This is a genomic window from Bacteroidia bacterium, assembly GCA_033391075.1.
Taxonomy (GTDB): Bacteria; Bacteroidota; Bacteroidia; order J057; family J057; genus JAWPMV01.
This window is the reverse complement of the sequence record JAWPMV010000001.1, coordinates 3211872-3232817: the sequence shown is the minus strand read 5'-3', so window position 1 is coordinate 3232817 and position 20946 is coordinate 3211872. Positions and strand designations below refer to the sequence as shown.

Annotated in this window: 14 protein-coding genes and 1 tRNA gene; 5 read left to right on the top strand and 10 right to left on the bottom strand. The window is 42.7% G+C overall.

Annotation, left to right across the window (positions count from 1 at the left end):
• Positions 1 to 42: 42 nt before the first annotated feature.
• From R8P61_13035 to R8P61_13020, 4 genes are all read right to left on the bottom strand, one after another.
• Positions 43 to 807, bottom strand: coding sequence for an MBL fold metallo-hydrolase (locus R8P61_13035; GenBank protein MDW3647984.1), 765 nt, complete (start codon positions 805 to 807; stop codon positions 43 to 45).
• 1 nt (position 808) lies between these two features.
• The gene (locus R8P61_13030) at positions 809 to 1069 is read right to left on the bottom strand and encodes a hypothetical protein (protein ID MDW3647983.1); all 261 of its coding nucleotides are present in this window, start codon (positions 1067 to 1069) and stop codon (positions 809 to 811) included.
• A 77-nt stretch (positions 1070 to 1146) separates the two neighbouring features.
• Entirely contained in the window at positions 1147 to 1830 is a 684-nt protein-coding gene (msrA, locus tag R8P61_13025; protein MDW3647982.1) for a peptide-methionine (S)-S-oxide reductase MsrA, read from the bottom strand.
• Positions 1831 to 1872: 42 nt separating this feature from the next.
• The gene (locus R8P61_13020) at positions 1873 to 2529 is read right to left on the bottom strand and encodes a GDSL-type esterase/lipase family protein (protein ID MDW3647981.1); all 657 of its coding nucleotides are present in this window, start codon (positions 2527 to 2529) and stop codon (positions 1873 to 1875) included.
• Between the two features lie 172 nt (positions 2530 to 2701).
• Here R8P61_13020 and R8P61_13015 point away from each other — a divergent pair.
• Both R8P61_13015 and R8P61_13010 read left to right on the top strand, forming a co-directional pair.
• Positions 2702 to 2775 (top strand) — tRNA-Arg (locus tag R8P61_13015).
• Positions 2776 to 2899: 124 nt separating this feature from the next.
• Positions 2900 to 3727 (top strand): hypothetical protein, encoded by an 828-nt coding sequence (locus R8P61_13010; GenBank protein MDW3647980.1) that lies wholly within the window; start codon positions 2900 to 2902, stop codon positions 3725 to 3727.
• Positions 3728 to 3822: 95 nt separating this feature from the next.
• Here the strand turns inward: R8P61_13010 and R8P61_13005 are convergent, their stop codons facing one another.
• Together R8P61_13005 and R8P61_13000 are read right to left on the bottom strand one after the other, a co-directional pair.
• The gene (locus R8P61_13005; protein ID MDW3647979.1) at positions 3823 to 4152 is read right to left on the bottom strand and encodes a DUF952 domain-containing protein; all 330 of its coding nucleotides are present in this window, start codon (positions 4150 to 4152) and stop codon (positions 3823 to 3825) included.
• Entirely contained in the window at positions 4152 to 5147 is a 996-nt protein-coding gene (locus tag R8P61_13000) for a sugar phosphate nucleotidyltransferase (protein MDW3647978.1), read from the bottom strand. Before R8P61_13000 ends, R8P61_13005 begins: the two co-directional genes overlap by 1 nt.
• A gap of 211 nt (positions 5148 to 5358) precedes the next feature.
• On the opposite strand from R8P61_13000, the gene R8P61_12995 reads away from it, so the two are divergent.
• Positions 5359 to 8004: a lamin tail domain-containing protein gene (locus R8P61_12995; GenBank protein MDW3647977.1), complete on the top strand. Its 2646-nt coding sequence runs from the start codon at positions 5359 to 5361 to the stop codon at positions 8002 to 8004.
• Between the two features lie 104 nt (positions 8005 to 8108).
• Positions 8109 to 8954, top strand: coding sequence for a J domain-containing protein (locus R8P61_12990; GenBank protein MDW3647976.1), 846 nt, complete (start codon positions 8109 to 8111; stop codon positions 8952 to 8954).
• An 81-nt stretch (positions 8955 to 9035) separates the two neighbouring features.
• Here the strand turns inward: R8P61_12990 and R8P61_12985 are convergent, their stop codons facing one another.
• The gene (locus R8P61_12985) at positions 9036 to 11255 is read right to left on the bottom strand and encodes a DUF5916 domain-containing protein (protein ID MDW3647975.1); all 2220 of its coding nucleotides are present in this window, start codon (positions 11253 to 11255) and stop codon (positions 9036 to 9038) included.
• Between the two features lie 151 nt (positions 11256 to 11406).
• Positions 11407 to 13074 carry a serine hydrolase gene (locus tag R8P61_12980; protein ID MDW3647974.1) on the bottom strand — a complete coding sequence of 556 codons (1668 nt, stop codon included), beginning with the start codon at positions 13072 to 13074 and terminating at the stop codon, positions 11407 to 11409.
• Between the two features lie 123 nt (positions 13075 to 13197).
• Here R8P61_12980 and R8P61_12975 point away from each other — a divergent pair, with 123 nt between their 5' ends.
• A complete protein-coding gene (locus R8P61_12975; GenBank protein ID MDW3647973.1) occupies positions 13198 to 14100 on the top strand; it encodes a DMT family transporter in 903 nt (300 codons plus the stop codon).
• Between the two features lie 441 nt (positions 14101 to 14541).
• On the opposite strand, the gene R8P61_12970 is transcribed toward R8P61_12975, so the two are convergent.
• Positions 14542 to 17169, bottom strand: a complete 2628-nt coding sequence (locus R8P61_12970) for a valine--tRNA ligase (GenBank protein MDW3647972.1) — start codon at positions 17167 to 17169, stop codon at positions 14542 to 14544.
• Positions 17170 to 17280: 111 nt separating this feature from the next.
• Positions 17281 to 20784, bottom strand: coding sequence for a T9SS type A sorting domain-containing protein (locus R8P61_12965; GenBank protein ID MDW3647971.1), 3504 nt, complete (start codon positions 20782 to 20784; stop codon positions 17281 to 17283).
• Between the last annotated feature and the right edge of the window lie 162 nt (positions 20785 to 20946).

Here is a 20946-nt window from a genome sequence, read left to right as displayed (position 1 = left end):
TATTGTTGATTGTTTCCTGCCTAACACATGAACACCAGAACCCTAGAACACCTCAATCTCCAAACCATCATAAGCTGGCTCAATTCCCTTAGGCAAATATTCTAGTAGTTTTTCATGGGTAGCCAATTGATGACTGATATGCGTCAGATAGGCTTTTTGAGGCCTGAGTTCTTCGATAATTTCTATTGCTTCATCCAGGGTGAAATGGGAATAATGCTTTTGCCAGCGAAGGGCATTGAGTACCAACACATCCAGACCTCGGAGCTTTTCCATTGACTCTGGCGAGATGTAATTCGCATCAGTTACATAGGCAAAGTTTCCTGAACGAAATCCATAGACTTCCATTTCTTTGTGCAAGACGGGGATAGGAGTCAGATCAATATCTCCTATCCTAAATGGATTTTCATCGATTTCATGAATCTGGACTCGGGGAACTCCGGGATAGTCTGCTGCCTCAAAAATATAAGAGAATTCAATTTTTACCCGATCCAGAGTAATAGAGGTTCCATAGATATTCATGTCCTGCTTCATGAAGAAGTTGAAAGCACGAATATCATCCATTCCGGCGATATGATCTTTGTGCGAATGGGTAAAAACTACTGCCTGTAGTTCTTTGATACCTGATCGTAGGATTTGTTGGCGAAAGTCAGGACCGGTATCGAATACAACTCGGGTATTTCCCTTTTCCAATAAACCCGCTGTTCTCAGACGTTTGTCTCGGGGGTCTTTGGAAGTACAAACGTAGCAATCACATGCGATCATGGGTACACCGGAAGAGGTGCCGGTTCCCAAAAAGCTAAACTTCATATCAATCGCTGCCTTTGATCCGGTCCACCATTTTGTTTTGATCTTCTGTCAAAACTTCCCCATCTATTTTTAGGCTTTTTATGATCTCTGACAAAGTTGTGATCTTGCCTTCGAGGGGATGAAATTTATTGATGACGATGGTCTTTTGCTCATGTACAATACAATATCCGCCTTTAAAATTCCCCCGCTCATACCGGACATGATAGCCCTGAGCCTTGAGAATGGTCTGCAATTTTTCCTGTGTGGTTTTCGTAAAACGCATATAACCAAAGGTATAAAACAAAAACAGTTGCGACAAGGTCAGAACCTGCCGCAACCATTATATGATATATATCTTCTCTAGTGTTCTTTCTTAAGCAATTCCGGATGCTTGGCTTTAAATTTATTCAAGCGAGGAATAGATACCGCTCTTACATAAGGCTGGTTAGGATTTTTTCTTTCGAAGTCCTGATGATATTCTTCTGCTTTCCAGAATTTGGTGAAAGGACTGACTTCGGTAGTTATTTCTCCATCAAAAGCCTTTTCATCTTTCAACTTCTGAATATAGGCTTCAACCAGATTTTTTTCTGTTTCCCCTATATAGTAGATGGCAGAACGGTATTGAGGTCCTCTATCCGGGCCCTGACGATTGAGGGTAGTCGGATCATGAGAATCAAAGAATACCAGGAGTAGGGTTTCATAACTTACCAATTCCGGATCATAGTAAACTTCTACAGCCTCTGCATGACGGGTTTGGCCAGATGCGACCTGACGGTAGCTGGGATTATCAATTTCTCCCCCTGCATAACCGGAAACTACTTCTTTCACTCCGATGACGGATTCAAATATGGCTTCAACGCACCAGAAACATCCACTCGCGAAATAGGCTTTCTTGAGTTTTCCCAATTCTTCAGCACTCAATTTTTGCTCCATTACCGGAGCTTTTTCCATTGCATCCTTCCCATTTTTGCCCGTAAGTGTACAGGCGCTTAAAAGGATGAGACCCATCAAAAGGCCTGCGATAGTTGGCGTGATATACTTCATTATGATTTAATATGCTTGATTAACATCTATAAAAGCTATTACTTATTTAAGCTCGGGATTGTTTTCCAAATAATTCCCTATATGTTCTGCCAGTCGTGAAGCTCCTGCTGCATTGGGATGAACTCCATCTGGAAATAGCTCTGCTTTCTGGCTAAATGGTCGATACAAATCGATCAATTCAACTTTTGCATCCTTCGCAACCTCATCTATCATCGGAATGATTTCATCCCTGACTACCTCATTGCTTATGGACCAATTCTCTTGAAAAACCGGTACAGGTTTGCAGATGATGATCCGGGGATTGTCCAACTCATTTCGGAAAGCAGCAATCAGGCTCATATAGTCCTGGTAAAATTCTTTCCCATGTTCCCAATTATAGTCCTTGCTATCATTGGTTCCCAGTTTGATTATCACAATATCTGGGGTAAAGCTAAGGGCTTCTTCATATTCTTTCTGTACACGATATGACAAATCTCCTTTTTCCAGCAAAGTCGCTCCACTCTTTCCAAAATTTCCTATTCGAAAATCTCTTCCCATCAATTTTTGCAAGCGTGCCGGATAGCTTCTCCAGCTCCTAAATCGAATTCCACTCCCAAAAGTGATACTATCCCCTACACAGGCAATGCGTAGAGCATCTTCTTTGGGGCCGCAAGAGAGTAAAGCAAAGAACAAAATGATAAGACTACAATATTTGGTCATGTTTCGTAAATGCGAATGGAGCCTTAAAAATAAGGAAAAGCTGGAAGAGTGTTCTGGTGTTCTCGTGTTCTGGAAGTATCCACTAGAATACAGGAACACAATAACAACCAAACACGTTTTTAATCCTCATTCCCTTTTCGTAGAAAAGAAAATGTATTAGCTTTGCACTCCCGCCCGCGTAGCTCAGGGGATTAGAGCGTTGGTCTCCGGAACCAAAGGTCGATGGTTCGAATCCATCCGCGGGTACAAAAAGAAAGCAGGAAGATTCTTCCTGCTTTCTTGATTTCAGAGGTTACGAAATGCAAGACTTAGGATACCAAGCATTGAAAACAATCACAGTATATCAGTGCATAATCCTAAAGCCAATTTCATGAGATACCTTATCACTTCAATCGTTCTTCTTCTCATTTTTCCTTTCTCTACATTCTCTCAAGTCAAAAAGAAAAGTCTGCAAATCACTCCCTTTACCGTTGCGGGAATGGTAGATGATGGTGTAGCCGAAAGAGTAAGTCAATATACCTATAGTGGAGCTATAGCGTCCAAACGTGTTGAAGTATTAGGGGAGAATTCTCCTGGCTTTAGCGCAGGTATGGCAACTACCGACTATGTCATGGAAGGCAGCATTTTGGGGGTTGAGGTAAAAGAGAATTCGAAAACCAATGAGGAAACGGGCGAAGTAAGCTTTACCTATGAAGCTTATATCAATGTCAGCCTGAAAATCACCGAACCAAAAACCGGACAAATCATTGCTTCCAAACAAATGCGAATAGGCAATGATGTACTAGCTGGTGGAGGCGTAGGTAGTTTTGTAAGGAATGCGAAAACTCCTGAAGAAGCCATGGAAAATGCCATGAAGATTCTGGGGAATAAGACCAAAAAGTTCATTCAGAAACACTTCAAGCTCGAAGCAGAACTGGTCGAAATCACGGAGCACAAAGGAAGCCAGGCTAAACTGGTGCTGGTATCTGGAGGGGCTATGGCTGGTTTTAAGAAAAATCAGAAACTATCTGTTTCCATTCGCATGCCCAAAACCCTTTCCAATGGAACCACCCTTATGCGCACACAACAAATCGGAGAGATCAAAATCATCAAAGTAGAAGATGAGAACTTCTCCATAGCACAAGTCCTCAAAGGCGGTCAGCAAATTGCCAATGCCATTGAAGCCGGTCAGGTGATGATATGTGTAACAGTTAAATAATGTTTTCATTTGCTTTCGTTTTCAAGTGTTCTCCTTGCATATTCTGCCAAAGCAGAACACCAGATCACCAGATCACCAGAACACAAGAACACTTCCTACTCCCACTCCCATTCTCCCTCTCCATTCTTACTGAGTAGAAAGGTCGTGTCGATCCACTCCATATTGATTTTGGAATAGAGGTGGGGGAATAATTCCTCATTGCGTGAGGGTTCCCATTTAAGGTGCTTTTTTACCCGCTTTTCGTGGACGGCTAATAACACCAGGCTATCCTCATTTGGGTAATGCTTGCTCGCGGAGCCGATTACCTGTTTTTTGGTGGAAAAATGAATAAAACCCTCAGTTTTGAGAGATTCTGTTTTGTAACTGTCCCTTTGGAGAGCTTTTTCCCATTCCTTTGCAGGAATAAGGTGGTAGATATAGGCCATTATTGTTCGAAGTCGATTTCTGTATTATCGCCGATATTTATGCTGAGAGATTTTTGGCGAAGGCTGGTGTCATTACCGATTACGGATTTGCGAAGGATGATAGAATCGAGGCGTGAATAGGCACCGAGTATGGAGTTGGAAATGATGGAATTGTCGATATGGGCATGCTCAGCTATAGCTACATAAGGACCTATGATCGATTGGCTGATTTCGCAGGAATCAGGAATAAATACCGGAGGTATGATCACGCAGTCCGGATACTTGCCGGGCATATGAGAGCCTGATCTTTCCAGCAGAATTTTATTTGCCAGGAGCAAGGTTTGCATACGGCCGCAATCAAACCAGTTCTCAACCGTATGTGTTTTGAATTTATGTCCCCTTTGCACCATATCCATCAAGGCATCGGTCAGGGCATATTCTTCATCTTCCTGTACCCCGTCTTTCATCATCTCATCCAGGACTTCCAGCAAAAGTTTTACCTGGCTGATTTTATACATGCCAACCAGGGCGAGATTGCTGGTAGGGATATCTGGCTTTTCACTAAGTTTCTTTACAAATCCATCTCCACCCAGGATCGCAATGCCAAATTCACGCGGATCTTCCACTTGTTGAACGGCGAGGATAGAACCCTCTTGATCCATGATTTTGGGGGTGTCTTTGTCAAAGATGGTATCTCCCAAATTGATGAGGATATCATCTGTATTGGCGAGAACATCTTTACAGGTCCATAAGGCATGGGCAAGCCCCTTGCGCGGCTCCTGCACGACAAACTCCATTTCTATTTTTCCTTCATAGGCAGTTTCCACATACTCCTGGATCTTCTCTCGAAGGTATCCAATGATGAAGACCTGCTTTTTGATCCCGGCCTCTATCAAATTATCAATGATATGGCCAAGGATAGGTTTCCCCGCCACAGGGATTAGAGGCTTGGGCTGTGTATGTGTATGGGGACGTAATTTGGTTCCCACACCTGCTACCGGAATCACTGCTTTCATTCAACACCAAATTTGCCTGAAATTAAGACTTTTAGGTAGAGCCTACAAGTATAAAATGCTCACTAATTTATCCTGACTAAAATGCTGAGAGAGAAAAATTTACTATATGTTAATTTTAGAATTTGAAACTACCGGAATTTAATTACTATTTTGGCAGTCTTCACACATACTCTAACCAAACCATAAACCTAAAACCTTAACCACAATCAATATGAACATTAAACCGTTACTATTTTTTCTGGTTGCATTCTCTTTCATGCAACCAGTATGGTCTCAATGTGGAGATCTTTTCTTCTCCGAATACATTGAAGGCTCGGGGAATAATAAAGCCATTGAAATTTACAATTCGAGTTCCATGGCGATTGACCTGACTGATTATCAGGTTCACCGCTTCAACAATGGTGGGACTACAGACCCGGATACGCTGGACCTCCCAGGTATGCTCGCTGCCTATGACGTTTATGTAGCTGCCAACTCTTCTGCAGATGCTACTATTCTTGCTGCAGCTGATACAACCCATTCTATTACCTTTTACAATGGAGACGATGTACTTGTCTTGATTAATATTTCAACGGGTGATACCCTGGATATAATTGGTGTACTAGGGGTCGATCCTGGAAGTTCATGGCCAGTAGGAACGGGTTCTACTGCAAACACTACCCTGAGGCGTATGATGAGCGTTCAAAATGGAACCACAGACTGGGCACTAAGTTCAAGCCAGTGGGATGTATTCCCTACCAATGATGACGCTGATCTAGGGATGCATACATCTGTTTGTGCACCTGTGCCTTGCTCAGATCTATTCCTTTCTGAGTACATAGAAGGTTCCGGTAACAACAAAGCGATCGAAATCTACAATCCAACAGCAACTGCTATTGATCTGACAGATTATCAGGTTCACCGCTTCAACAATGGTGGGACTACGGACCCTGATACGCTAGATCTTCCAGGTATGCTCGCGCCCTATGACGTTTATGTAGCTGCTAACGCTTCTGCTGATGCCGCTGTTTTAGCTGCCGCTGATACTACACATTCTATTACTTTTTTCAATGGGGATGATGTGCTTGTATTGCTGAATGTAGCAACGGGTGATACCCTTGATATCTTTGGTATACTTGGTGTAGATCCTGGCAGTTCCTGGCCAGTAGATACCGGTGCTACAGCAAACTTTACCTTAAGACGTAAGGCCAGTGTCGATGGGGGAACTACCGACTGGGCTTTAAGTTCTACCCAATGGGACGTATATCCTATCAATGATGCTGCTGATATAGGTATGCATACTAGTAACTGCGAACCTCCAGCGATGAATCCAGAAGTTGATTTCGCTAGTACTGCTATCATAGTCAATGAAGGAGACGGTTCAGCAGAAGTAGTAGTTGAACTTTCAGCTGCTAATGCTGATACAGTTATGGTTACCGTAAGTTTGGGAACTTCCACAGCGACCAGTGGTACTGACTTTAGCTGGGCTGATACGACCATTTCTCTGGACGCAATGAATACCACTGATACCTTGACAATAGCACTTACTGATGATAATGATGTTGAAGGAGACGAAACCATCGTACTGGAACTTAGCAATCCAACAAATGGTGCTGTTTTAGGTGCTGATAGTGTATTAACGATTACTGTAGAAGACAATGATCTTCCACAATATCCGATTGGTGTACTTACAGGGGATTCAGACGGTGATGGTATTACCGACTCTGTTGATGTCGTGGCTCAGGTTCAAGGAATCGTTCACGGAATCGATTATGACGGAAATAACGGTTACTCTTTCTACCTGATTGACAGCACAGGTGGTATCAATATCTTCAACTTCAATGATGCCCCTAGTGGTTACCAGGTAACGGAAGGTGATGAAATCATTGCCCAGGGAGAGGTAGCTAACTTCAACGGTCTGGCAGAAATATTTGTTTCAGAAATCATTCTTATTTCTCAAGGGAATGCATTGCAAACTCCACGAGAAGTATCTATGCTTGATGAGTCTACTGAATCAGAATACATTACCTTAGGTTGTGTAGCTATCATTGATACTGCTGATTGGCCAACCACTGCAGGTGGAAGTGTCAACATAGACTTCACTAACGGAGTGGATACCTTTATCGTAAGAATTGACTCAGATACAGATATCAATGGTACCCCGCTTCCTTCTGGAAACTGGTGGAACATAACCGGTCTGGGAACTCAGTTTGACAGAGATGATCCTCCATTAGGTGGACACCAGATCCTCCCAAGCCGTCTGTCTGATTTTGTAGCACGTAATCCTGTTGTAGGATTCTACACTGACAGAAAAACGGTTTCTGATACCGTTACAAGTACTGCTGATATCGTAGTAGTTACTTCCAACAACAATCCTGATACCACTACTATTTCTGTTGCATTGGGTGCTGGTACTACAGCTACCGCGGGAACGGACTTCAACTGGACTGACAGTACTTTCACTGTTTCTGGTTGTGAAAATGATTCTGTTGCTCTTCCATTGGAAATCATTGGTGATACAGATTCTGAAGGAGAAGAATTCGTAGAAATTGTTATCACTTCTGTTGACAACAATGCTACTGTTTCTATAGATACCATTACTGTACGTCTGGTAGAAAGCACAGTTGGTATTCCTGAATTGCTTCCTGCTGATGCAATCAAGATGTATCCTAACCCTGCTCAAACTCAAATCAGACTGGATGCCAGCCTGCAAATGGAAAAGATCTCTGTGATCAATTTGGTAGGACAAACTATGCTGCAATTGGAAGAAAAAGCTTTCGATAAGCAGTTGGATATCTCAAGACTTCCTGCTGGATTCTACTTCGTACGAGTAGAAACTGCAGAAGGGATATGGTCAGCCCGTCTTTTGAAGAAATAAGCTGATTTGTCAGCTTGACATAAATTTTATGACCTTGTGTCAGATGTGGGACCTCCTGCATCTGACACTTTTCTTTTTGCACGGGAATTGTGTACTATTGATTGATGCAGTATAAAGATTATTATAAAGTTCTGGGAGTAAGCCGTACTGCGAGTGAAGAGGAGATCCGGAAGAAGTATAAGAAGCTGGCGGTAAAGTATCATCCCGATGCCAATCCCAACAATCCTTCTGCCGAACAGCGGTTTAAAGAGATCAGTGAAGCCAAGGAAGTACTGCTTGATCCGGACAACCGGCGCAAGTACGATATGCTGGGGCAGAATTTCCGCCAATATCAGGGGGGACCTATGGGAGGTTTTAGGCAGGCTCCCGGTGGAGGAGATATCAATTCGGTATTTACCTCATTTTTTGAAGAGATATTTGGTGCCCGAAATACCATACGTAAAGGTCGGGACCATGTTGCTAATATGACCATCAGTCTTGAGGAGGCCTATAAAGGCATGAGAGATGTTCTGAAGTATGATGGTAAGAAATTGCGAGTACATGTCAAAGCAGGGGTAAAGCATGGCCAGAAGTTGCGGCTGAAAGGGCAGGGGGGACCGGGAAGAAGTGGAGGGCCTGCTGGCGATCTCATTTTAGAAGTGAAAATCAAACCCCATGGCAAATTCAGCCGCCGAGAAAACGATCTATACATAGACCTCAAGGTGGATCTTTTTGATCTCGTTCTCAATAGAAAGATCAAAATCCCTACTTTAAAGGGAAGTGTCAGTTTCACCATACCAGCAGGAACCCAAAGTGGAGAGAAACTCAAACTATCTGGCCTCGGAATGCCTCATTATGGAACCACCAGCAAGTTTGGCAATCTGTATGTTACCGTACAGGTGAAGACCCCAACGAAGTTGACAAAGGAGCAGAAAGAGGCTTTTGAAGAGTTGGAAGGGAAGCTGAAATAAATGTGCTCGGGTATTCTGGTGTTCTCCTGGGATATAAAAACTTGCAATAACACCAGAACATCTGAACACCAGAACACTTCTCTACACGTTTAACCAATACGTCAACTTCAACACAATTCCCCGATTTTTTACCTGGAAATTTGAAGAATAATAATTGTCGGTATAGACAATGAAAAGGTCTGAGACCGGTGCATAACGCCATTGGAAACGGGCGTTGATGTTCACATTGTCTATCTGGTTATTGTATTGGATGAGGGTAGTGAAGAAGATTTTGTCGGTGAAGGTGAGATCAATCTTGGGACCCACCAGAATAAGCGTAGCACTATTGTAGGGCTCAGGTAGTTCGACGCGATTTAAGGAGAAACTGGAGGAAATAACGGCTCTGGGTTGCATGCGATAACGCAATTCCCCAGAGATACCGGACCTTCTGCCATTGAAATATTCTCCATGCGTAGCGCGGAAAAAGGTATTAAACTTTCTACGACTATCTGAGAAAAACAGGGCTGTCATCCTGTGCGCATTATATTCTGTTCCTGCTTCTAATTCTAATCCATCGGTTCGGGTAGGATCGAAACTGCTTGTCAACTTTACATATTCATTCTCATAGCCAAAGCGAAGATAATCTCCTCTATTAAACCTTAGGATAATGTCGGCACTCAGGGTTCTGTCGGTAAGTCCCAATTCATTGGACCATAGATAATCCGTTTGAACCTCTGCTCCAACCCGATTGAAAAGTTTGAGTTTGGGATAATATTTATATTCCAGACTAGGGCTGATTCTTCTATATCCGGTTCTTCTGATGAAACCTACTTCTGCATCATAATTTTCCCCTACCACCTCATGATTCCACTGCACTTCCCAAATCGGACTATTGTATCGGAGACTAGTACCATGTGAGTATTCATCATCGAGATTTTCCATCCCAATGGATTTATGGTAAAAGACTTTTCCCTGCCATTTATTATCCCGGGAAGCGTGATTGTAATCCATTCCAACGACCCGATTGAAACTACGAGGGAATGCCAGGGTATCTTCCTCTGCAGTAGTAGCAAAGGATTCTTTATTGATCACAATGCCGGATATATTGGATCTGCTGAAAACCTGGCGTTGAGCCACTCCTACGGTATAGTTTGTGGCTGGCACTCCAATTTCCGGATCAGACTCTGTCTGCATATTCAGCAAGCCAACCCGCCAGTCTTTATTCAACTTCCCACTCAATCGGGCACCTGCAATGATTCGATTTTCTACGGTCTCATTGGTAACAATATCTTTGGCAATACCGATCCTCCGGGTAAAAAATGGCCTCAAAGATTGCGTCCCAAAGCTGGAGAATAAGTCATTGTTTTCCAGAAAGAACTGTCTTCTTTCGGGGAAAGAAATCTCAAATCGATCCAGATTGGTTACCTGACGATCAACTTCTACTTGTGAAAAGTCAGGATTGATGGTCAGGTCAAGGTTGAGGGCTGGTCCAACCCCAATTTTTATATCTCCGCCAATAGCTCCTCCGGAATTTGGATCCGTTCCTTCTTCATAATTTTTGGTAATTCCTCCTGTCATATATGGAATTACTGCCATATTGAATCCCGGTTTTCTCAAAGGTTTATCCCATCTCAAAGCACCTGTAAAACCCAAAGAAGTGGATTGAAAGTTTCGGGGAATAAGGGTCCAATTGGTTCGCTCATTGGTTTGTGATTCTGAGCGGGCGAAATTGATTCCCCATTCTGTGCCCCCTTCTTTATATCTAAGGGTTTTAAATGGAATAGCTATTTCTACATAGTAGCCTTTATCATCTCTACTGGTTTTGGCAAACCATTTATTGTCCCAGCTTGAAGTCGTTCCATTCCTTCCATTTCCTCCATTGGTGATCAGAGATTCTCTTTGAACACCATACGCACTGACTGCAAACTCGAAGCCATTGGTCTTGTCTAGAAAAGGATCGAGAATAATAGCAAAATAATCTTCTCCTCTGGTAGAAAAATCACGGCGTAATGAAGAAATTACGTACTCACCAGGCTTTCTGTGGCAAATCGCTGCTACGTATAAGAAGTTCTTGTCGTAGGAAAGCATTACTTCCGTCTGGGACTCCGCTAAAGAAGTATCCATTGGAAAGCGCTGGAAAAATCCATTACTGCTTTCGGCTTCCTGCCAGGCTTTGTCATCGAGTACACCATCCAAACGAATCGTTTCTGTGGCCTCTTTGATGTTGATGCTACGATCTGAATAGTTCGAACCTGACTGGGCGAAGCTAGTTCCACAAACTAGGATTGCGGAAATAAAAAGGGGGACAAGCGTTCTTAGCATCGATTAGATTTTGTGCAAAATTAGTTGCACGCCCACTAGGCCACAAGCCTAATCGCCTACTTAATCTTATTTATCGACGACTATGTAAGATATAGCCTTAAGCTTGATAGCCGTCCGTAAAACGACATTTCCTCCTTTTAATGTTGAAGCATCATTCTTTACGTTTTGCTTTCTGCTCTGCTCCGTTTTGGAATAAGGTTACTGCCCTTGCTTCTCCCTTATCATTTACTTCAAATTCTAATTCGGCATCTACAATTTTGTAAAAGAATCTGCTTTCTGATACTGCATATACGGGGAATGAAGCCTGGCCGGTCAGTTTTACATAGAGCTGATTTCCTTTATGCGTAACGGTGAACTCAACTCCAGGTGCGAGTATATAGCTTCCATCATACTTCTCAATTTGCGACTCACTTAATTCGATCTCAACTCGCTCTTTTTTCTCCACTTTTGGAGTCTCATCAGAAGTTCTCTTGGCTACTTGTTCCAGACCATTTTGAAAGAGAGTAAAACTTTCAATATTTCCTTCATCGTCTTTATTGAACTCGACAGCTGCATCGACAACTCTGAGGAAAAATCTATTTTCAGATTCGGGATAAATCTCAAATTCTCCCTGGCCTGTCACCTGTGCGCTCAATTGAAGATTATTTCTCCGGATAAATACATTCACATTGGGCGCTAAAGAGTACGTGCCCACATATTGATCCAGGGTTTCTACTCCCAGCTTAACTATTTCTTTGATCTCCTTAAGGGGATTATTCGCATCCAGAAAATGCAAGCCGATGTCATCTATGCTGATGGTTGAATTGCTCAAAACGACTACCCCCTTTTTCTTGGCTTTATCAAATCCCAGAAAGGAATGATAGCCTCCCGTCTGTCCGTTGTGCCAGATGATTTTTGAGTCTTCCCCATGTTTGATGTGCCAACCCAGGGCAACTGAGTCTGTACCATTATCCAGAGCTGCAGTTCCTTTTTGGCTCAATCTCATAGCGCTAGTTAAAGGAGAAGGATACATTTCCATCTGGTACATGAGGAAATTGAGCATATCAGAGGCTGATGAACGAATGGCGCCTGCTCCTTCCAAAGCGTTGAGGTCCCAGTTCTTAACTTGTTTATTGCCATCATGGCCCGGAGATAGACGAAGCTTCTGATCATCATTCAACTTGACCCTCGTATCCTTCATATCCAGTTTGCTGGAGATTTCCCCATAAATCAATTCATCATAGCTTTTTCCTTTTTTATCTGCCAGAATCGTCCCCAATAGTCCGACTGCCAAATTTGAATATTCATATTTAGCCTCTGGTGCCCTTCTCAAAGCATGTCCATTCAGGAATTCCCACAAGAGTTCTTTGTCATAATCTTCATAGGGATTCAGAGGATCTGTAAAAGGCATGTTTTCTGGCAGGCGTGGAAGGCCAGAGTAATGATTAGAAAGGTGTTTCATCAAAACGGCTTGCCCCTCATAATCTTTGAGTTTTACCCCTTCCGGCAAATGATCAGCTAAAGGATCATCTAAGTTGATTTGCTCTTCAGTTGCCGCCATTGCCAGTGCAAGTCCGGTAAAAACTTTGCTGACAGAGCCGATTTCATAGAGGGTATATTTCTTGGGAGCTACTTTGGCTTTATCAGAAACATAGCCATAACTATAGTATTGTTTTCCCTTCTCATCAACAATGCCAATGATGATGTTTTTATTTTCCCCATTGTCAATTCTTGCTCGGATGTTCTGCTTGATGCTTTCAGGTATTCTTTGGGCGAAAACAGGATGATGCAGAAATGTCAGGCTAAAAATGAGGCTCAAGCTAAAGACCAGGATTTTCATGTGTTCTAGTTAAATTAATTTGTTCTCTATTCACTTAGTACCCACTTTCTTAAAGATATTACAAGAAATTAATTTTTCTCTGGCTAAAGGTCTGGATTTAATTACTAATTTTGGCCTCGAATCATGCCACTGAAAGAATACCTGGAAAATATTCCTCCCAAAATACAAGCATGGGTGTTGATCCTTGTCCTGACTTTTGTTTGGGGGAGTTCCTTCATTATGCTAAAGAAAGCACTGGTCGTTTTTACACCTTTGCAGGTCGTTTCGGGACGGATGACTTTCGCGGCTATTACCCTTCTTCCTTTTGCCCTTCGGGAGCTAAAAAATATTCCGGGTGAGAAATGGAAATATCTGATACTTTTCTCTGTCATTGCCAATATTTTCACCACCCTTTCTTATGCCGTGGCTCAAAGCCAGATTGACAGTGCCCTCAATGGGATCATCAATACCCTGACGCCGCTCATGACCCTGATCGTGGGTTTGTTGGCCTATAAACAGAAACTAAATCGCATGCAAGCACTGGGTTTATTGCTAGGCCTGGCCGCGACCCTTTTCTTGTTGCGGGTTAGTGGAAATGCTGAGATTGGCTATGCTAATTTTTTTGTCCTGGTCTCGGTCTTTGCAACGGTTCTCAATGGCTTTACGGCCAATATGCTACAATTCAACCTGCGTGGACTTAGCGCCTTGCAGATCGCATCTGTGGCCTTTCTGCTAATATTACCTCTTTCGGGGACTTTGTTACTGACGGGAGAATTCTTTCCCCTGGCTTTTGAGGTAGAAGGGGGCATGCGTGCGATGGGTTTTGTGTTGATCCTGGGAATCTTTGCAAATGCCATTGCTTTGATCCTTCTGAGCTACCTCGTACAAATAAGTGGTTCAGTCTTTGCAACCCTAACTACCTATCTCATGCCCCTGGTTGCAATTAGTTGGGGAGCCTGGGATGGTGAACAGATTTCCTACTGGCAAATTCTGGCAATGGGCCTGATTTTATGTAGTGTTTATCTCGTAAATCGGGCAGGGCGATGAGTAGAGGGACTATTTGAAAAACAGGTGAAAATTCGGTATATTCTAAAGTAGGAATTATTATTTCCTATGAGAATTAACAGCTAAACAAAAAGTTTTATAAAATGCTTTAATCAAAAGTTGCTGTTTAACAATCATGAGCTAAAAAGATTCGTAATATTCAATTTTGTTTACAAACCTTGATGTCCCGGAAGAACTTCTTCCGGGGCCTTTGTTTTTGGGGCTTAAGCTTGACATGATTTGTAGTCCCAACACAAGCTGTGTCACCCCGAGCTCCGTCGAGGGGCCTACATTTCTTACCCCAAGCTGTGCCAATTTTGAACTAACTCATAATTTCTGGTACCTCATTTAGTCCCTTCGACGGTGCTCAGGATGACAAAGAATTTTGTAAAAAAAATAGGGGCTGATTTATATCAGCCCCTACGATTTATTATCTAAATATCTTTAGCCTAACTGTTCCAGACTATCTTTCAGTAGAGCCAGTTTAGCTTCTGTGTCAGATTGCTTTTTCCGTTCGAGTTCTACCACTTTTTCAGGTGCATTTTGAACGAAGCGTTCATTGGCCAGTTTCTTTTGAATTTTGATCAGGAAGCCTTGGTTGTATTCAATCTCTTTGAGAATTTTTTCCTTTTCGGCTTCAACATCTACCTCTCCCAGAGGAATGAAAAACTCATGAGTTCTGACTCTTAGGCTACCTGTTCCATCCACCTGCTCATCCACAAACTCGATTTTGGAAGTATTGAGGAATTTGCTCAGGAATCCCTGATAGGTTTCAAAGAGAGTTTTCTGATCGCTCTTTATATAGAGTTCGATGCTTTCTTTGGGCGAAAGGCCTTTCTGAGTACGGAAATTTCTTACGGCTGAGATACCTTCTGTGATGAGATCGATGTCTTCAAGAATGGAAGGCTTATTTCCATTTCCTTTGGGCATATCACTTAGCATGATGAAATCATCAGCTTCTCTTTCTCTTAATCCATGCCAAAGTTCTTCGGTTATAAAAGGCATGAACGGATGAAGAATTTTAAGGGCTTCTTCAAATAGGTCGATTACGGATTCAAGAGTTTCTGCAGAAATCGGTTCTCCATAAGGAGGTTTTACCATTTCCAGGAACCAGGAACAGAAATCATCCCATTTCAATTTATATACCGACATCAAAGCATCTGAAATCCGAAATTTGCTGAAGTGATCTTCGATTTCGAAAGCCGCATCTTTGATTTTGGCCTTCATCCACTCAATGGCAATTTTATCTGTGTCCAAGGAAGGTGCATCAGAAGTTTCCCATCCTTTTACCAGACGGAAAGCATTCCAGATTTTGTTAGCAAAGTTTCTTCCTTGTTCAACCAGGCTATCTTTATACAAAAGATCATTCCCCGCTGGAGAAGCCAATAGCATCCCTACCCGAACTCCATCTGCCCCAAACTTCTCGATCAGTTCCAAAGAGTCGGGAGAGTTACCGAGGGATTTACTCATTTTCCTCCGCTTGTCATCTCTTACAATTCCATGCAGATAAACATTCTTGAAAGGCTTTTCGCCCATATACTCATAACCCGCAATGATCATTCTCGCAACCCAAAAGAAAAGGATCTCCGGAGCCGTAACCAGATCATTGGTAGGGTAGTAGTACTTGATATCTTCATTTCCGGGATCGGTCAATCCACGGAAAGTTGAAATCGGCCAGAGCCAACTCGAAGCCCAGGTATCCAATACATCTTCATCCTGAGTCAGCTCATCCATTGTCAGGGATGCATTTCCCGTCTTTGCTTTTGCTTTTTCCAGGGCTTCTGATGCTGTTGCAGCAACTACATGATCATTTGTACCCTTGATATAGTAAGCCGGAATCTGATGTCCCCACCAAAGCTGTCTGGACAAACACCAATCCCGTACATTTTCCATCCAATATTTGTAGGTATTGATGAATTTGCCAGGAATCAGTTCTATTTCGCCATCCATTACCGCTTTTAGAGCCGGTTTGGAGACTTCTTGCATATTGAGGAACCACTGCATAGACAAACGGGGCTCAATAGCCGCATCTGTTCTTTCTGAGTATCCCACAGAGTGGTTGTAAGGTTCTTTCTCTACCAGATGCCCAGCTTCTTCCAGAGCTTTGGAGATTTTCTTACGAACGACAAAGCGATCTTCTCCGATAAACATTTCTCCCGCCTCACTGATAGTACCATCTTCATTTAATACATCAATGGTCGGTAAATTATGCCTGATTCCGATCTCATAGTCATTGAGATCATGTGCAGGAGTAACTTTCAGACATCCGGTTCCAAATTCACGTTCAACATAATCATCTGCGATGATAGGAATTTCTCTATTGATCAGCGGCACAAGAACCTTCTTGCCATGCAGATGGGTGTAGCGTTCATCTTCCGGATGGATCGCAACGGCTGTATCTCCCAGGATAGTTTCGGGTCGGGTAGTGGCAATGGTTACAAATTCCCCTTCCATATCTTTGATCGCATAGCGAACATGGTAGAGATTGCCGGGGGTATCTTTGTGGATTACCTCTTCATCTGAAACGGCTGTTTTGGCAGAGGGATCCCAGTTGACCATACGGATACCGCGATATACATGACCTTTTTCATAAAGATCACAAAATACCTGAATCACGGATTTTGAATAATCTTCATCCATGGTAAAGGCGGTGCGATCCCAATCACAACTGGCGCCCAGTTTTTTCAACTGTTGCAGGATTATTCCCCCATACTTTTCTTTCCATTCGAATGCATGCTCGAGGTATTTCTTCCTGCCGATGTCAAATTTGCTGATCCCCTGATCCGCCAGCATTTTTACCACTTTGGCCTCAGTCGCGATAGATGCATGGTCCGTACCCGGAACCCAGCATGCATTGTATCCTTCCATCCTTTTTCTTCTGACCAGGACATCCTGTATGGTATTGTTTAGCATATGGCCCATATGCAATATCCCGGTTACGTTGGGAGGAGGTATAACTATGGTATAGGGCTCACGCTCGTCTGGACTGGAAGCAAAGCATTTTGCGTCCAACCAGGCCTGATACCACTTATCTTCGATCTCTGCTGGTGAATACTTGGTGGAAATGTTCATTTTCTGTTTATGCCATTTTGAGGCTGCAAATTTACGGCTTTTATATTAAAGGAAAAGCCGCCAGGACAGAAGATCTGCCTGGCGGACTTATTATATTAATAATGACTAGCCTTATGGAGTGATCTTGAGGACTGTTTTGAATCCAATTTTATCTCCTGCGACTATTCTCACAAAGTAGATGCCGGCAGGCAATTGCATTTCTTCGAGCTTGAAGGTGTTTAATCCTCCAAAACTTTCAACACTTCTTTTTACAAAAGTTCTTCCTGTTCTGTCAAAGATTCTGAGGTCAACAAACATATCCTCATCAATCACATAATCGATGTTCAGGTTTCCATCTGTAAATGGAGAAGGATAGGCATTGATGGCCATACTACTTGGGGCCAAAGAAATGATGCCTAATTGGTCGATTTTGGTTTTCTGAACCAGATTGCTCTTGGTCAGGTTTTTTCCTCCCAGGACTTCGAAAGTGGTCCCATCTGTCGATAGAACTACATCGAGGTCTTTTTCAATCGCTCCATTGATTTCTCTTTCGAGATAACCGAATTCAATAGAAGCATTAAGATTTTCATTATTGGTAGGAATAACCTCATAATAACGTGTGACTTGACCGGGGGCATAAGAGGCACCCGTATGACGAATCACACGAGTTGGGCCCATTGCTACTCCGGATCCTGCCTGAATTTTCAGACCTAATCCTCCGAAATCATTGGAACAACCTTCACAAATATCCCTGAGTGCAGCAACCCGACCCAGAACATAAGATTCTTCTGTCTCTTGTAAAAAACTGTTGTTGGCCATGAATAAGCCGCCATTATAGGCTTCCATGATCCCACCTTTCATCAAAAGGGTACCGGTAATGCCGAAGTCATTGTCCAGGATAAGTTTGCCAGAAGGTTTTTCGACAAAAACTTCTTCAAACAATCCACTCACATCTCCGGAAATGTGCTGATCACCTTCACCTACAATTCTTACTACTCCGACTGCAAAAGGATCTTGCGCTTTTCTTACGGTTGTTTCTGCAACCTTTATATCTCCATATATCTGGATGTTTCCACCGGCTAATTTTTTATTTCCCCCATTGAGGAATCCAATGTTACGATAATCTCCAGTTTCTACTTCCTGCCATCCATTAGTTCCGGAAAAGTTTACCCAATTATCTGGGTCGGTGAAAGCGTCAAATGTACCGACTTCCATCGGGATATTTGGCGCACGTGGAGCATAATTGAAAATTCCTCTATTGATAAAGTAACTTCCTTCGTCTTCTCCATTCAATATTCCGCCAACAGTAAATCCTGCAGAGTTTGTATTGGTTAGGGTATCTCCTGCACCTACGGAAATGTCTGAATTCAGGGCAATTTCTGCCATACCCCCAACTTCCCCGGATACTGCAAAATATCCATTACCCAAGGCAACGGTTCCATTGTTGATGATTCCTTTGGAGAAATTGTACGAACCCCATTCCCGTTCAAAAGTCAGGGTTCCTGTTTCAGTAATAATAACGGGATGTGTGAAAAGGCAAATACCATTTGCAAGACTAAGTTTTCCGGCTAGTTCAACCGGACCATCGAATACAAAGTCCTCTCCCAGGGTATTGTCCAGGAGCTCTCCGTCTGGTTCAATTGTCAAACCTCCGAAAGAACGATCTCCTTCTTTGGTTGAAAGGAGCAACAAACCGTTTGACTTAATGGTAGTCATTCCTCCTACAGAGAAATCTGCTTCTTCAACTGTAACCGTATCTTCTACTACAAAATCTCCTGCAACTGCGAAGGTTCCTTTTCTCCAATTGTTTCCGTCTATCTTCCCCCGACCTACTTCCAGGTTTCCGAAAGTAACTATTCCATCTACATTGTTGTCAAAGATTTCTCCGTAGATTCTTCCCCAACCATCAACTTGCATATCAAATTGGACTGGATTGAGAGAGATGTTTCTACCAAGGGTAAAATCCCCCAGAGTATGAAGGGTTTGGAAAGGCAGGAAGCTGAACATGGTTTGGTTTTCTACCCGCTGGTTATTGATTGTGAGGTGATAAAAGTCTCCTCCAGGCAATTCTACATAATTGGCGGGCACCATATTCATGACAACCTCATTTCCTACTTCCGTAAAATCTGTGGTAACGGCATTTAGTTTTGGAATATTCTCATTAAAAATAACCTGTCCTTTATTCGCAAATACTGCCGTAGCATCCTCTCCAAGGAAATAAGTGTTGTTTGTGGGAACATAAAGCCCACCTTCAATATTGATGATAGCTCTTACCCCTGATGCAATATTGATGGGTTTTTTTAGTAACCATCCTGCAGATGAGCGAGCCTCTTGTGTATTTCCTGTAAAGAAAATATTTGCTTCAACTCCCAGGGTATCGCCAGTGTGATCAAATCCATTTTCAAAATAGGTGTCTTGTCTCATCAGGAAGGCACCATTTTGAATATTCAACTGCTCTTTAAAGATCAGGTTGCCATTAGTAGCTACATCGATATAATTTGCACCGGGAGCGAGGTTTACTTGTCTGAATTGCTTAAGTCCGGGGCCTCCTCCTTCAATTCTGAAATTAGAACCCGCTATAACATTTGTGGTGCCCTGAACATCCCAACTTCCGTCTTCGATGATGGGATTTGCTCCCTGAATCGTGAACGTTCCCGTAACTACAAAATCCCCAAAGGCCCAGGGTTGTCCGTGGACTTTTCCTCCATCCAGAAGAAGATTGGTAAAGGTCACCAAACCTCCAGCTTTTCCGTCGAAAACTTCTCCTTTGATGATGGTATTTCCCTGAACAGTCAGGAATTGATCCTCTGTGCTTAATTCTGCAAAAGGATTAATGGTAAGCTCATTTAATACTATAGTTGCTGTTCCTGGCTGAAGAATTTTATTGTTTTCATCAGTTGCCAAATCATGGTCGTCAATAACCATGTTGAAATGGGTAGTTGGTCGCACGAACTGGCGATCTCTTCTCCCATAAATGACAGTATTCCCGGGAGTACTGAAATCTACAGAGCCCGGGGTCATCGGCGCATTTCTATCATGATACTTCAAGATGGTTTTATTGACAAAGGTTGCGGTAGCATCGCTACTTCTTATTTGACCTCCATCAAAAAACATCCCGGCAGTATTTTCATTGGTGATAGTTAATCCGGGACTTACAAAAAGTTCCTTGGTAATGTACAATTGTGTACTTCCCGAAATAAGTTGATTGTTTCCTGCAAAAGAAGCCACCTGGATCAACATGGAATCTCCATTGACATCGATTCCTCCCCCAAAAACTATTCTTTGGGCACTACCTCCAACTGCCAGGGTATTCCAGATTCCTCCGGCTCCAATTGTAACTTTCCCCTGAAAAACATTGGCTCCATTGGTGTCAACATCTTTAAACGTACCGGAAATATTGGTTTGTCCATTAACCCTGAAATTTCTGTTCCCTAAATGGAGTCTTCCAGTAGCTTCAATTGTGAAGTTATTGATCTCAATATTGGGATTGATCTGGGTAGATTGCACAAAGTGGCCTACTTTGATGACCACATTGTCTCCAGGGGCTGGTACAGCTCCGGTAGACCAAACGCTGGGGTCATCCCAACTGCCACTCTTGACACTTTGAACGTTCGCTGCGAATAGTTGTGAGCTCAAGCTTAGAGCAAAAACTAATAAGAACTTGAGTGCTGTAAAGCTTTTCATCATCTCTTAATTAAATAAACCTGGCATTTCTTAAGTCTTTAAGAGTGCCAGGGCGATTTGTACTGCTAGTCTGATAGATGGTTTCCTAATACCACTTTCCCTAAAAATCGGAAA

What these genes read in the sequence shown, in the direction of transcription:
- R8P61_13030 (MDW3647983.1), bottom strand. Translation starts at nt 1,069, where the DNA reads ATGCGTTTTACGAAAACCACACAGGAAAAATTGCAGACCATTCTCAAG.
- R8P61_13000 (MDW3647978.1), bottom strand. Translation starts at nt 5,147, where the DNA reads ATGAAAGCAGTGATTCCGGTAGCAGGTGTGGGAACCAAATTACGTCCC.
- R8P61_12975 (MDW3647973.1), top strand. Translation starts at nt 13,198, where the DNA reads ATGCCACTGAAAGAATACCTGGAAAATATTCCTCCCAAAATACAAGCA.
- R8P61_12995 (MDW3647977.1), top strand. Translation starts at nt 5,359, where the DNA reads ATGAACATTAAACCGTTACTATTTTTTCTGGTTGCATTCTCTTTCATG.
- R8P61_13010 (MDW3647980.1), top strand. Translation starts at nt 2,900, where the DNA reads ATGAGATACCTTATCACTTCAATCGTTCTTCTTCTCATTTTTCCTTTC.
- R8P61_13035 (MDW3647984.1), bottom strand. Translation starts at nt 807, where the DNA reads ATGAAGTTTAGCTTTTTGGGAACCGGCACCTCTTCCGGTGTACCCATG.
- R8P61_12970 (MDW3647972.1), bottom strand. Translation starts at nt 17,169, where the DNA reads ATGAACATTTCCACCAAGTATTCACCAGCAGAGATCGAAGATAAGTGG.
- R8P61_13005 (MDW3647979.1), bottom strand. Translation starts at nt 4,152, where the DNA reads ATGGCCTATATCTACCACCTTATTCCTGCAAAGGAATGGGAAAAAGCT.
- R8P61_12985 (MDW3647975.1), bottom strand. Translation starts at nt 11,255, where the DNA reads ATGCTAAGAACGCTTGTCCCCCTTTTTATTTCCGCAATCCTAGTTTGT.
- R8P61_12990 (MDW3647976.1), top strand. Translation starts at nt 8,109, where the DNA reads ATGCAGTATAAAGATTATTATAAAGTTCTGGGAGTAAGCCGTACTGCG.
- R8P61_12980 (MDW3647974.1), bottom strand. Translation starts at nt 13,074, where the DNA reads ATGAAAATCCTGGTCTTTAGCTTGAGCCTCATTTTTAGCCTGACATTT.
- msrA (MDW3647982.1), bottom strand. Translation starts at nt 1,830, where the DNA reads ATGAAGTATATCACGCCAACTATCGCAGGCCTTTTGATGGGTCTCATC.
- R8P61_13020 (MDW3647981.1), bottom strand. Translation starts at nt 2,529, where the DNA reads ATGACCAAATATTGTAGTCTTATCATTTTGTTCTTTGCTTTACTCTCT.